Genomic DNA, 13,701 nt, shown 5'->3' on the forward strand with positions numbered 1-13,701 from the left:
AAGGAGAAAGTTATGTTTACGATAGGCTGTCATTTATCGACAACGAAAGGATATGCAGCAATGGGAAGGCAGGCGCTGGCGATTGGGGCCAATACTTTCCAGTTCTTCTCGCGCAATCCAAGGGGCGGAAAAGCGAAGGCAATGGATGAAAAGGATGTAAAGCAATTCCTTGAGCTGGCAGGAGCAAATGGAATAGAAATTATTCTTGCCCATGCGCCGTATACCCTGAATGCCTGTTCCGCAGATGGGGGAATAAGAGAATTCGCCATCAGCACCATGGAAGATGATCTGCGGCGGATGGAATACACCCCAGGCAATTTCTATAATTTTCATCCTGGAAGCCATGTGGGGCAGGGGGTAGAAGCAGGCGTTGATTATATAGCGGCCATGCTGAATCAATTATTGAAGCCGGAGCAGACAACTGTGGTTTTGCTGGAAACCATGGCTGGAAAGGGAAGCGAAATAGGCAGGACTTTTGATGAATTGAAGCTGATACTGGATAAGGTTGAGCTGAAAGATAAAATGGGTATCTGCATGGATACCTGCCATGTTTATGATGCCGGATATGATATTGTGAATGATCTGGACGGGGTACTGGAGGAATTTGACCGTATTATAGGACTTGACAAGCTGAAAGCTATTCATATAAATGATTCCAAAAATCCTTTTGAAAGCCATAAGGACAGACATGAAAAGATAGGTGATGGAACCATAGGGATTGCCGCTATGGAAAGAATCATCAATCATTCTGCGCTAAGACAACTGCCGTTTTTCCTGGAAACGCCAAATGAGATAGAAGGATATGAGAAAGAAATCAGGATATTGAAAGAACTAAGGAAATAAGAGATGAAAAGGAAGAGGGGGGGTCTGACCCCACACTGGCGTGCGGGGTCAGACCCCCCTGCTTTTAAAACATCTTGACAGGATAGATACAAGAGTGTATCATTAGGAAAAATATATATCGTTAAACCGATGATTGAGAAGAGTAGCTAAGTTCAATCGAAATACAGAGAGTTGCAGGTGATGAGATTGCAGCAGACAGAAACTTAGTGAATGGACTCATAAGGTTGGGAAGAAAGGCTTCTGCTGAGTAATGCCCGACGGGATTTCCGCCCGTTACCAAGGGAATATGTATGACAGTACATAATAGAGTGGATGCATTGCATCAATTTAGGTGGTACCGCGAGCTTAGTATAACTACAGCCCGTCCTTAAGAAATTAAGGACGGGCTTTTTTTATTGTATTTTTGCAGACTGAAGGAGGAATACAAATGTATAAAACAGAATTGGAAGAAATAAAGAAATATGCAGACACCTGCAACTACGTCCCGGTTACCAGGGAACTGATGGCGGACATAACGACGCCGATCCGTCTTCTCGAAAAATTGAAAAACCGGAGCCGGCACTGTTATCTGCTGGAAAGTATGGAGAAACAGGAGAGATGGGGTCGGTATACATTTATCGGATTTGACCCGACCCTGGCCATAACAGCGGTCGGTGATACCGTAACCATCCGGGATCTGAAGGAACAGAAAACCGAAATAATGGAAAAGGCAGATCCTATCCGCGTCATCCGCAACATACTCGCAGAATATAAAAGCCCGAGAATCAAGGGGTTACCCACCTTTACCGGAGGACTGGTAGGATATTTCTCTTATGACTTTATAAAATACAGCGAACCAAAGCTTGTGCTGGATGCAGTGGACGAAGAAAACTTTAAAGATATAGATCTGATGCTTTTTGATAAGGTGATCGTATTTGATAACCTGAAGCAGAAGATAATGCTGATTGTAAACGTATGTCTGAAAAATGCAGAAGACAGCTTAAAGAAAGCAAAAGAAGAGCTGGAAGCAATGGAAAAATTGATTTTGGAAGGAGAGGTCATCCCTATACCAAAAGCAAAGCTTGTTGGAGAATTCAAAACCTTATTTGACAAAGAGCAGTACATGCAGATGGTGGAAAAGGCGAAAAAATATATTTATGAAGGGGATATCTTCCAGGTGGTATTGTCGAACCGGCTGGAGGCTGAGATGGAAGGAAGCCTGTTCCAGACGTATCGGAACTTGCGGCTCATGAACCCTTCGCCGTACATGTTTTACCTGAGTGGGGATGACATTGAGGTGGCCGGGGCTTCTCCCGAGACTCTGGTGAAGCTGGAAGACGGAGTGCTCCACACCTTTCCGCTGGCGGGGACACGTCCCAGAGGGAAAGATGAGGAAGAAGACCGAAAACTGGAGAAGGAACTGCTGGCAGACGAAAAAGAACGCGCCGAGCATAATATGCTGGTGGACCTTGGCCGCAACGATCTCGGAAAGATCAGCGAATATGGAAGTGTAAAGGTGGAAAAGTATATGGAAGTGGAACGATATTCCCATGTTATGCATATCGGCTCCACTGTACAGGGGCAGATCAAAAAAGAATATGACGCACTGGATGCCATAGCCGCCGTGCTCCCGGCAGGAACCCTTTCCGGGGCCCCAAAATTCAGGGCATGCCAGATCATCAATGAACTGGAAAACAATAAGAGGGGAATTTACGGCGGGGCAATCGGCTATATTGATTTTGCCGGAAATATGGATACCTGCATCGGCATACGGATTGCATATAAGAAGAACGGGAAAGTATTCGTCCGTTCCGGGGCAGGGATTGTAGCCGACAGCGTTCCGGAAAAAGAATATGAAGAGTGCATAAATAAGGCCGCTGCGGTTGTGAAAGCACTGCGGGCGGCAGAGGAGGGAAAATAGATGGTACTGATAATAGACAATTATGATAGTTTTTCGTACAACCTGGTGCAGATCGTCGGCAACCTGAATCCGGACATCCGGATAATCCGGAATGATGCCATGACCTGTGAAGAAATAGAAAAAGAAGCACCCACACACATTATTCTGTCGCCGGGACCGGGGAGGCCTGCTGACGCCGGGATCTGTGAAGAGGCAATTGCCTATTTTCAGGGAAAGGTTCCCATCCTCGGCGTGTGCCTTGGTCATCAGGCAATATGCGAAGTCTTCGGAGCAAAAATCATATATGCAAAAGAATTGCAGCATGGAAAGCAGTCGCAGGCCCGGATCGACAACCTTGATCCGATATTTCAAGACCTTGAAGATACAATTAGTGTGGCAAGATACCATTCTCTGGCCGCTGAAGAATCCAGCATCCCGGCCTGTCTGAGAATTATTGCGAGGACGGAAGACGGAGAAGTAATGGCGGTGTCACATGTGGAAGATAAGATTTTTGGATTGCAGTTCCATCCGGAGTCCATATTGACGGAATCCGGGGAACAGATAATCCGGAACTTCCTGAACCAATAGATCAGAAAGGAGATCAATACCATGATTACAGAAGCAATCTTAAAGCTTTCAAATAGAGAAAATCTTGCGTATGAAGCGGCTGTCGCCGTCATGGACGAAATAATGAAGGGAGAGGCAACGGATGCCCAGAAGAGCGCCTATCTCACGGCCATGCATATGAAGGGTGAAACAATTGAGGAAATCACGGCAAGCGCCAGCTCTATGCGAAGCCACTGCCTGAAACTGGAACATAATCTGGAAGTGCTGGATATTGTAGGTACCGGAGGAGACTGCTCCCACAGCATCAACATTTCCACCATATCAGCACTGATAGCCGCCGCCGCTGGGGTAAAGGTGGCAAAACATGGAAACCGGGCGGCCTCCAGCAAATGCGGAACCGCGGATGTTCTGGAAATGATGGGAGTGAGGCTGGATCTGGAGCCCGAAGAAAGCCTGGAAGTACTGAAGGAGACAAATTTTGCATTTTTGTTTGCCCAGAAATACCACAGCGCCATGCGGTTTGTAGGAAGCGTCCGCAAGGAAATCAGGATACCGACTATATTCAACATTATGGGACCACTGTCCAACCCGGCAGGTCCAAAGTTTCAGCTGCTTGGAGTATATGAGGAAAAACTGGTGGAACCGCTTGCCAGGGTCCTTTCCAATCTCGGTGTAAGAAGAGGAATGGTGGTATATGGACGGGACGGAATGGATGAGATTTCTCTCTGCGGTCCGACCGTTGTGTGTGAAATCCAGGATGGGACATTTACATCCTATGAAATCACACCGGAACAGTTTGGTATGAAACGATGCCTGAAGAAGGATCTGGAAGGCGGAAGCCCGGAAGAAAATGCCGGGTACACAAGAGGGATTTTGATGGGAGAACTGAAGGGGCCAAAAGCAGATGCAGTGTGCCTAAACGCAGGAGCGGCGCTTCATATAACCAAAGGCGTCAGCATGGAAGAAGGAATTCGGGAAGCAAGGGAAATGATTAATTCAGGAAAAGCCATGGAGACATTAAACCGTGTGATTGCCCTTACAAATAGTTATGACTGATGGAGGAAAAGAAATGATACTGGACGAAATCAACGATAAAACAAAGGAAAGAGTTGCCGGACTTAAAGAAACATATCCATTGGAGAGGCTGATGGAAGAGGTTGAAAAGCTGCCGAGGGACAGGAAGTTCCCATTTGAAGAGGCGCTGAAAAACAAAGAAATCAGTTTTATCTGCGAGGTAAAGAAGGCTTCTCCATCCAAAGGCCTGATAGCATCCGAATTTCCTTATCTGGATATTGCAAAGGAATATGAAAAGGCGGGCGCGGCAGCCATTTCCGTACTTACGGAGCCCTATTTCTTTCAGGGAAAAGACCGGTATCTGGAGGAAATCAAGAAGGCGGTCAGTATCCCGGTACTTCGAAAGGATTTTGTAGTGGATGAATATATGATTTACGAGGCAAAGAAAATGGGTGCAGACATTATACTTTTAATTTGCGCCATATTGACCGACAAGCAGCTAAGGGAGTATATGGAACTGGCAGACTCCCTGGGGATGTCGGTGCTTGTGGAAGCCCATGATGAGGATGAGGTCCAAAGGGCGCTGGATGCAGGAGCGCGGATCATCGGCGTAAACAACCGGGATCTTCGGGACTTCACGGTTGACATCAACAATAGCGTCCGGTTGCACAGGATGGTGCCTGACCCCGTTTTGTTCGTTGCGGAGAGCGGAATACAGACTAAAGAGGATGTGCAGATGCTGAAGAAGGAGGGAATCCATGGTGTGCTGATTGGGGAGACACTCATGAGGAAACCTGATAAAATTAAGGCGTTAGAGGAATTGCGGGGTTAAGCCATGAAGATAAAAATATGCGGATTATGTCGTGAAGAAGATGTAATATACACAAATGGGGTCAGACCCCACTACGCGGGATTCGTTTTTGCCAAGAGCAGAAGGCAGGTGAGCGTGGAGCAGGCGGAAGCCTTCCGAAAACTTCTGGATCCGGAGATTGAGGCTGTGGGTGTTTTTGTGAATGAAAACGCGGAAAAAATTGCAGAAATCTGCAACAAGGGAATCACTCAGATTATACAGCTGCACGGGGACGAGACGGAAGAATATATTCAGGATCTGCGCCAGAGGACGGACGCAAAAATCATCAAAGCCGTCAGGGTCAGGGATATGGAGGATATCAGAAATGCAGAAAAACTGTCTGTTGATTTTCTGCTTCTGGACACCTACCGGAAGGACGTATACGGTGGGACAGGAAAAAGCTTTGACTGGAGCATCCTGGGAGACATTGGAAAGCCATTTTTCCTGGCAGGCGGCATATCGATGGAAAATATTGATAAGGCAATGGAAACGAAAGCCTATTGCCTGGATGTAAGCAGCGGTGTAGAAACGGATGGCAGAAAAGACAGAGAAAAAATGGAAGAGATTGTGAGGCGGGTGCGGTTATGATGTTTATATTAAATCCAGGTGTCAATGAAGCGCAGGTAAGAGAATTCAGGGATGAATTCGAAAAGCTCGGGTTCCAGACCATATATTGCCCGGGCACACAGATGACAGCAATCGGACTGATTGGGAACACCAGCTCTCTGGATCCCCACAATATCGTTGAGACCCATAATATCATACGGAGCGGTACGAGGGTTTCGGAGCCTTACAAACTGGTAAACCGGTCATTCCATGCAGAAAATAAAAACGTGGAGATTGGCAACGTGATATTCGGTGAGGGCCATTTTCAGGTCATTTCGGGGCCATGTTCCGTGGAAAGCGAGGAGCAGATCATAGAGGTGGCCAAAGCAGTCAAGAAAAGCGGAGCAACCATTCTGCGGGGAGGCGCATACAAACCCCGTTCATCCCCGTATTCCTTTCAGGGTCTTCAGGAAGACGGCTTAAAACTATTATCGATTGCCAAGAAGGAAACGGGACTGCCGATAATCACGGAAATGACAAATATCAGGCAGCTGGAAAATTTCGATGATGTGGATATCATTCAGATTGGTGCCAGAAACATGCAGAACTTTGATTTGCTGAAAGAAGTGGGTCACTGCAGGAAACCGGTTCTTTTAAAAAGAGGATTGAACAATACCATAGAAGAATTCCTCATGAGCGCAGAATACATCATGGCCGGGGGAAATGAGAATATCATACTCTGTGAGCGCGGCATCCGCACCATTGAAACAATGACCAGAAATACATTGGACGTTTCGGCTGTCCCGCTTTTAAAGAAAGAGTCCTACCTGCCAGTCATAATCGACCCAAGTCATGCCTCTGGGATCCGCTCCCTCGTGCCCCCGCTGTCAAAGGCGGCTGTAGCAGTCGGTGTCGACGGGCTTATGATAGAAACGCACAATGATCCGGCCCAGGCTCTTTGCGATGGGGCACAGTCCCTGGATCTGCTGCAGTTCGACAGTCTTATGCAGGACATAAAAAGGCGCGTGGAATTTGAAGGCAAAATATTCGGTTAATAAAAATAAAGATTTGGAAGGTGAATAAATATGTCAAAAGGAAGATTTGGAATCCATGGCGGGCAGTATATTCCGGAAACACTGATGAATGCAATGCTGGAGTTAAAGGAAGCCTATGAGAAATATAAGGATGATCCTGAATTTAAAAGGGAATTATCGGAAATGCTCAACGAGTATGCCGGCAGGCCAAGCCGCCTTTACTATGCAAAGCGGATGACTGAGAACCTGGGCGGCCCAAAGATATATCTGAAGAGGGAAGACTTGAACCATACCGGATCCCACAAAATCAACAACGTAATAGGACAGATGCTGCTGGCGAAACGTATGGGCAAGACAAGGGTCATTGCGGAAACCGGAGCCGGCCAGCACGGGGTCGCCACAGCGACGGTGGCAGCCATGATGGGAATGGAATGCGAAATATTCATGGGACGGGAAGACTGCGAAAGACAGGCGCTGAACGTGTACCGGATGAGGCTGCTTGGCGCCAAAGTACATCCGGTGGATGCCGGCACGGCTACGCTGAAGGATGCCGTATCGGAAACCTTCCGTGAATGGACCTCAAGGATTGATGATACCCACTATGTCCTGGGATCCGTGATGGGACCCTATCCTTTTCCGGAGATGGTGCGGGATTTTCAGGCTGTCATAGGCAGGGAAATCCGGGAACAGATGCTTGAAATGGAAGGAAGGCTGCCGGATGTGGTCATGGCGTGTGTGGGAGGCGGTTCCAATGCAATCGGTGCATTTTATGATTTCATTCCGGACAGGGAAGTAAGGCTGATCGGGTGCGAGGCGGCCGGCAGGGGCATCGATACTCCGGAAACGGCAGCGACCATCAGCACGGGCAGAGTGGGAATCTTCCACGGAATGAAATCCTATTTTTGCCAGGATGAATTCGGCCAGATTGCTCCGGTATACTCCATTTCGGCCGGACTTGATTATCCGGGAATCGGCCCGGAGCACGCTCATCTGCATGACGTCGGGAGGGCAGAGTATGTGGCCGTGACAGACGACGAGGCAGTAGGCGCCTTTGAATACTTATCCAGAATGGAAGGCATCATACCGGCAATCGAAAGTGCCCATGCCGTGGCCCATGCCATGAAGGTTGCACCGGGAATGGACAAGGACACGATAATCGTAATCAATCTCTCCGGAAGGGGCGATAAGGACTGTGCTGCCATCGCGCGCTACAGAGGGGAGGATTTATATGAGTAATATCAGAAAAGCGTTTGAAAATGGAAAGGCGTTCATCGCATTTATTACCTGTGGGGATCCGTCCCTGGAAATAACAGAAAAATCCGTCATCGAAATGGAAAAAGCCGGAGCGGATTTAATTGAGCTGGGCATCCCGTTTTCAGACCCGACGGCGGAAGGCCCCGTCATACAGGAAGCCAATATACGGGCGCTTTCCGGCGGCGTCACAACCGATAAAATATTCGAAATGGTCAGAAGATTAAGGAAAACAGTCCGGGTGCCCATGGTATTCATGACATATGCAAATGTGGTTTTTTCCTATGGAGCGGAACGGTTCATCCGTACCTGCAGAGAAATCGGAATGGACGGACTGATCCTCCCGGACATACCCTTTGAGGAAAAGGCAGAATTTGATGGCTTATGCAAAAAATATGACATAGACCTGGTCTCCCTGATTGCGCCCACATCCGAGTCCAGAATCGGGATGATCGCAAAAGAAGCAAACGGATTCGTGTACTGCGTGTCTTCGCTGGGAGTTACGGGAAGCAGAAGTGAGATCACCACCGACATCGGGGCAATGGTCAAAAAAGTGAAAGAACAGAAAGATATCCCCTGTGCCGTTGGCTTTGGCATCTCCACGCCGGAGCAGGCCCGCAAGATGGCGGAATGTGCAGATGGGGTCATTGTAGGATCTGCCATCGTGAAATTATGTGCACAGCACGGAGAAGAATGCGTTCCGTATATAGCCCGGTACGTAAGGGAAATGAAAGACGCGGTGAGAGATATTTCCTGACCTTCTGGACGGTGAGAAAATCGGGGGGAGCTGGTCAACAGGGGATTAAGGGCTCCTGCGAAAAGCTTCGCCGATTTTTTTGTCGTGAAGCAGAAGCCGGAGGATAAATGGCAGAGAATATAGATTGATTTTTGTGTATTAGTGTGATATTTTATAAATAAAGGTGTAAGGTTATCAGCAAACTTTAACAACACTGCCACTTGGGGGAAGACATGTTTAAACACGTAAAAGAGAAAAAACTATATGAACAAGTGGTCGATCAGGTCAAGTATCTGATTGATAAGGGAGAGCTGAAGATCGGAGACCCTCTTCCGTCTGTGGATGAGCTTGCGCAGATGGTTGGAGTCGGCCGTTCCACAGTACGTGAAGCGCTGGTTGTATTAGAGGCAATCGGCTGTATCCGTACGGCCAGAGGCAAAGTAGCAGTGATTACCGGTACGACACAGCAGGTCGAAACACCACTTGATCCGCTAGACATGCTGGAAAATTACAAAAACAGATTTCAGCTGGTCCAGGAATATAACATGATTCTGGAGCCGGCGGTAGCCAGTCTGGCTGCAAAAAAGGCAACAGATGAAGACATAGAGCGTCTGGGCAGGAACATTGAACAGATGAAAGAAGCCTTGAAAAAAAGAAATTCGCAGAATACCGTTGAACAACTTTCCATGGAATTTCATCTTATATTAATGGAAATCGTAAGAAATCCTTATATTTTGAATATCTTCAATTTAACGAAACAGATTGAAAAAGATAATCGAAAGGTTGTCCTTAAGGTAGACAACAGGATAGACGATACGGTCTCTGAACATTATGAAATTTACCTGGCTATTAAGGACCATGACGAGGAGAAGGCATTTAAAGCCATGATGAAACATGTGCAGAATGTGGGCCTGGCTTTCGAAGCCTTATAAAATTTATCCGAACATGTATGATAACCTGATAAGCATATAACAACACAAGCTGACATGTAAGTCGGGTTTTAAAAATACGAAAGGGGAGGTGTAATTTTGGGTACAGTCAATGTAGTGATAGGGAGTGGATATGCAGCGGCAGAAAGCATCATGTCTATGAGAAGCAGTGGTTTTTCTGGCGAAATCCATTTGCTTTCTGATACCGGATGGCTTGGCTTCAATCCTATGCTGACAAGCTATTATCTGTCAGGGAAAGTTGAATTTAATGAATTGTTTCCATTTGGAAAATCAGAAGATTTTGCACGGGAATATGACGTAAACATGCATATGGGGTCGCCCGTTATTGAGCTGGATACTAAAAAAAAATCTGTAACCAATGCAAACGGGGAAAAGATCCACTATGACAAATGCCTGATTTGCTCAGGAGCAGAAACGATTAAACCGAAGATTCACTGTGAAGTGGAAGATCTGGTCTTTACGTTGCGGACTGTGGAGGAAATGCAGGCTCTGGAAGAAAGGTTAACGAGACCGGTTAAAAATGCAGTGATAGCCGGAGCCTCTATGGTAGGGGTGAAAATGGCGGAAATGCTGGCAAATCGAGGAAGCAATGTCAGTTTTGTCGATCTGGCGCCTCATATTTTTTCGCTGGCAGCACACGAAAACTGTTCTGTTGAGATTGAGGAAAGACTCAGAAATAAGCAGATAGACCTTTATTTTAATCATGCAATCGAGAAAATCCAAAAATCTTCAGATGGTGCCGTCGTACAGCTGTCAGGATATGCGGATTTAATTAGTACCGATCTTGTCATTATGTGCGTGGGGGTCAGACCCCGTGTTGGGTTTCTGGACAGAAATGAAATTTCGGTCGACCGAGGTATCCTTGTAGATGAATATATGAGGACAAGCGTATCGGACGTCTATGCAGCAGGGGATGTGGCTCAGGGAAGGAATATGCTGACCGGGGAGAATCAGATAATCGGACTTCTGGCCAATGCCAGATATCAGGGCCGGACAGCTGGTCGGAATATGGCTGGACAGCTGGAAAAATATCCAGGAAATATCCCGCATAATACCACACATTTTTTTGACATGGAGTTTATGAGCGCGGGAGATATGCATTCTGGTGACCGAATGACCGAAAATAAGGAAGGGGATAAATATGCTGCCTTCTGCTTTCAGGGAAAACGGCTGTGCGGAATGAATCTTCTGAACATGCCGGAAGTATCGGGGATACTGAAAAACTATTTTGTGAAGGTCCTCGAAACGAATGAAGGAATCGTACCGGAAAAATTGCAGGGAAGCAGCCTTATCTTGAATCAGGCGTTTTCAGAATATCCATGGTTGGAAACAATCTTAGGGGAGGGGAAATGATGGACAAAGAAAAACTGTTGAAGGGAAAAATTCCCTGCAAAGAAACTGGTATCGAGGTTAAAAAATCGATATGTTCGATCTGTAATCCCAATTCCCACTGCGGATTTGATCTGTATGTGAAGGATGGAGAAATAATTAAGGTAGAAGGAATGAAGGAACATCCTGTCAGCCGCGGCACCCTTTGCTCAAAGGGAGCTGCAACGCGGCAGTATGTCTATAGTCCGGACAGGCTTCAGACGCCGATGAAACGCGTCGGACCTAAAGGGACGGACGACTTTGTGCCGATATCCTGGGAGGAAGCATATTCGCTGATTGCTGAAAAGCTGAACGGATATAAAATAGATTTTGGACCTGAAGCTGTATCCTTTTTTGTTGGATATTCAAAATGGATGCGGCCCTATGTCCAGCGTCTTGCGCAGGCCTTCGGAAGCCCGAACTACTGCACCGAGTCAAGCACCTGCTTCAAGGCTACGTATATTGCCTGGAAGCTTCTGTGCGGAAGCTTTTGCACCCCGCATATGGCGTCTACGGACTGCCTTATGGTATGGAGCAATAATCCTTTGTATACAAACACGCCGATGGCCTCGACAATCTTCAAACTCAAGGACAGCGGCACGAAAATCATAGTTATCGATCCAAGGCTTTCTCCGATTGCAGAAATCGCAGACATCCACCTAAGGATCAAACCGGGTACGGATGGAGCTCTCGCGCTTGGCATGGCAAATGTGATTATTTCCGAAGAATTACATGACAAAGAGTTTATAAAAGAGTGGACGGCTGGGTTCGAGGACTACGCGGAATATGTAAAAGAATATACACCGGAAGCGGTCGAACAGATTACAGGCATACCGGCAGAATTAATGGCGGAGGCAGCCAGGGCTTATGCCGGTTCAAAGACGGGAGCCATTCTCCCGAGTTCTGCATCCGTCGTACATCATACCAACGGGGTTCAAAATTACCGGGCGGTATTCATGCTTTCCGGACTCACTGGAAAATTTGACAAAGCAGGCGGAAACATTATGAATACCTATTCGTATCTGGAATCCACATCCGGATTTCCGACGAATCAGGAGGCCTATATGCATTTTAAGGACCCGGCCGACATGGCGCCACGGGTGGGAGCGGATAAAGTACCTGTCTGGTGCGAGATGACGAATGAGGCCCAGGCGATGTTTCTTCCGGATCAGATTATTTCGGAGGATCCGTATCCAATCAGGGCGGTGCTTGGATTTGGAATGAACCGGAAAATGTGGAATGATACAAAGCATATGAAAGAAGCCCTTAGAAAGCTGGACTTTTTCGTGAATATCGATATCTTTAAGACGGAAACCTGCAACTATGCCGATATAATCCTTCCTGTGTGCACTTCTGTTGAAAGGGGAGAATTCAAGTCATATGGAAATGGATACTGCATCCACACAAAACCTGCGATTGAGCCATTGTTTGAATCGAAGACAGATCTGGATATTGTTTTTGAACTGGCAAAAAGGCTTGATATTGATGATGAGCTTATGCCAAAAGGATATGAGGAGAATCTGAATTGGATATTGGAACCTTCCGGAATAACGATGAAATCGGCACTAGAACATGAGTCAGGATTCATGGCTCCATTCTTAAAAGCCCCTGAATTTGAGAAATATAAAAAGAGCAGATTTAAAACACCAAGCGGGAAAATGGAGTTTGCTTCAGGAATCCTAAAAAAATATGACCAAATCGAGGGGATTGATGCTCTACCGAAGTTTCTTTATCCCGTCAGCAGTCCGCAGCGGGATCCGAAGATCGCAAGAGATTATCCTTTTATCATTAATACGGGTGGACGGCTTCCAATGTATCTGCATTCAAGGACATTCCGGCTCCCCTGGACAGCAGCCATGCGTCCGGTGGCCGCAGCAGACATAAACCCGGAAGATGCAAAACGATTAGGAATTGAACAGCACGATGACATTCGGATTTTCACACCTCACGGGGAGATCTTTATCAAGGCAAACGTCACGGAGATAGCTCTTGAGGGTGTGGTCTTTGTGTATCACGGCTATCCGGACATACAGGTGAACGGTCTTTTGCCTTATACCTATCGTGACCCGATCTCCGGTTTTCCGGGATTCAATTCATTCCTGGGAAATGTCGAAAAAGTGAAAAAGGGGGAAAAGTAGATGGCAGAGAAATATTTTGATTTGGATCTGGACAGATGCGTGGGATGTTTTGCCTGTGTCGTGGCATGCATGGATCAAAATGACACGGACGTCATAATCGACAGACCTTTCCGCCAGATTACACCCATAGATTCCTGCTACACGGCGAAGGGCAAGAGAGAGTACCTGTCTATGGCCTGCATGCATTGTGAAGATGCCCCTTGCATAACGGGATGTCCGACGGGGGCATTGAGGAAAGACGGGAATGGGCTGACGGTAGTCGAAGAAAGCCTGTGTATCGGTTGTCACAGCTGTGCGGTGGCCTGCCCATATGGGGCTCCCAAATTTGATCAGGAAGGGAGGCTCAGAAAGTGTGACGGGTGCGCCATAAGGGTAGAAAATGGTCTTGAACCGGCCTGTGTACGTGTCTGTCCTACCGGAGCGTTGAAGTTTGATACACAGGAAAATTTGGAAGAGCAGAAAAGAGCACAGTTAATACGAAAGATCACGAAGTGATAAGGGACAAAAACTTGAAAGAGGGGTAAA

At 47.0% G+C, this 13,701-nt stretch carries 13 protein-coding genes and 1 other annotated feature; all 13 genes read left to right on the forward strand.

From position 1 onward, the window contains the following. Window positions 1-12: 12 nt before the first annotated feature. The 13 genes from BUA79_RS08715 to BUA79_RS08775 all read left to right on the forward strand — a co-directional run bounded on the left by BUA79_RS08715 (window position 13) and on the right by BUA79_RS08775 (window position 13,671). Window positions 13-843, forward strand: coding sequence for a deoxyribonuclease IV (locus BUA79_RS08715; protein WP_073994049.1), 831 nt, complete (start codon window positions 13-15; stop codon window positions 841-843). Window positions 844-963: 120 nt separating this feature from the next. Further along, window positions 964-1,215 (forward strand) — a binding site (T-box leader). A gap of 55 nt (window positions 1,216-1,270) precedes the next feature. Next, the gene (trpE, locus tag BUA79_RS08720; protein WP_178138571.1) at window positions 1,271-2,743 is read left to right on the forward strand and encodes an anthranilate synthase component I; all 1,473 of its coding nucleotides are present in this window, start codon (window positions 1,271-1,273) and stop codon (window positions 2,741-2,743) included. Beyond that, a complete protein-coding gene (locus BUA79_RS08725) occupies window positions 2,744-3,310 on the forward strand; it encodes an anthranilate synthase component II (protein WP_073994050.1) in 567 nt (188 codons plus the stop codon). A gap of 21 nt (window positions 3,311-3,331) precedes the next feature. Then, the gene (gene trpD / locus BUA79_RS08730) at window positions 3,332-4,345 is read left to right on the forward strand and encodes an anthranilate phosphoribosyltransferase (protein WP_073994051.1); all 1,014 of its coding nucleotides are present in this window, start codon (window positions 3,332-3,334) and stop codon (window positions 4,343-4,345) included. A 13-nt stretch (window positions 4,346-4,358) separates the two neighbouring features. Continuing rightward, window positions 4,359-5,135 carry an indole-3-glycerol phosphate synthase TrpC gene (gene trpC, locus BUA79_RS08735; RefSeq protein WP_178138572.1) on the forward strand — a complete coding sequence of 259 codons (777 nt, stop codon included), beginning with the start codon at window positions 4,359-4,361 and terminating at the stop codon, window positions 5,133-5,135. Between the two features lie 3 nt (window positions 5,136-5,138). Further along, on the forward strand, window positions 5,139-5,741 hold the full coding sequence (locus BUA79_RS08740) for a phosphoribosylanthranilate isomerase (RefSeq protein WP_073994052.1): 603 nt from the start codon (window positions 5,139-5,141) through the stop codon (window positions 5,739-5,741). Continuing rightward, a complete protein-coding gene (aroF, locus tag BUA79_RS08745; RefSeq protein ID WP_073994053.1) occupies window positions 5,738-6,754 on the forward strand; it encodes a 3-deoxy-7-phosphoheptulonate synthase in 1,017 nt (338 codons plus the stop codon). Before BUA79_RS08740 ends, aroF begins: the two co-directional genes overlap by 4 nt. Before the next feature lie 30 nt (window positions 6,755-6,784). Continuing rightward, on the forward strand, window positions 6,785-7,969 hold the full coding sequence (gene trpB / locus BUA79_RS08750; RefSeq protein ID WP_073994054.1) for a tryptophan synthase subunit beta: 1,185 nt from the start codon (window positions 6,785-6,787) through the stop codon (window positions 7,967-7,969). Then, the gene (trpA, locus tag BUA79_RS08755; RefSeq protein WP_073994055.1) at window positions 7,962-8,741 is read left to right on the forward strand and encodes a tryptophan synthase subunit alpha; all 780 of its coding nucleotides are present in this window, start codon (window positions 7,962-7,964) and stop codon (window positions 8,739-8,741) included. Before trpB ends, trpA begins: the two co-directional genes overlap by 8 nt. Before the next feature lie 212 nt (window positions 8,742-8,953). Further along, the gene (locus BUA79_RS08760) at window positions 8,954-9,652 is read left to right on the forward strand and encodes a FadR/GntR family transcriptional regulator (protein ID WP_073994056.1); all 699 of its coding nucleotides are present in this window, start codon (window positions 8,954-8,956) and stop codon (window positions 9,650-9,652) included. A gap of 96 nt (window positions 9,653-9,748) precedes the next feature. After that, window positions 9,749-11,023: an NAD(P)/FAD-dependent oxidoreductase gene (locus BUA79_RS08765; RefSeq protein ID WP_094757393.1), complete on the forward strand. Its 1,275-nt coding sequence runs from the start codon at window positions 9,749-9,751 to the stop codon at window positions 11,021-11,023. Further along, entirely contained in the window at window positions 11,023-13,176 is a 2,154-nt protein-coding gene (locus tag BUA79_RS08770; protein WP_207647335.1) for a molybdopterin-containing oxidoreductase family protein, read from the forward strand. Before BUA79_RS08765 ends, BUA79_RS08770 begins: the two co-directional genes overlap by 1 nt. Continuing rightward, window positions 13,177-13,671, forward strand: coding sequence for a 4Fe-4S dicluster domain-containing protein (locus tag BUA79_RS08775; protein ID WP_073994058.1), 495 nt, complete (start codon window positions 13,177-13,179; stop codon window positions 13,669-13,671). The last annotated feature ends 30 nt before the right edge of the window (window positions 13,672-13,701 follow it).

The organism is Parasporobacterium paucivorans DSM 15970, assembly GCF_900141895.1.
GTDB lineage: Bacteria > Bacillota > Clostridia > Lachnospirales > Lachnospiraceae > Parasporobacterium > Parasporobacterium paucivorans.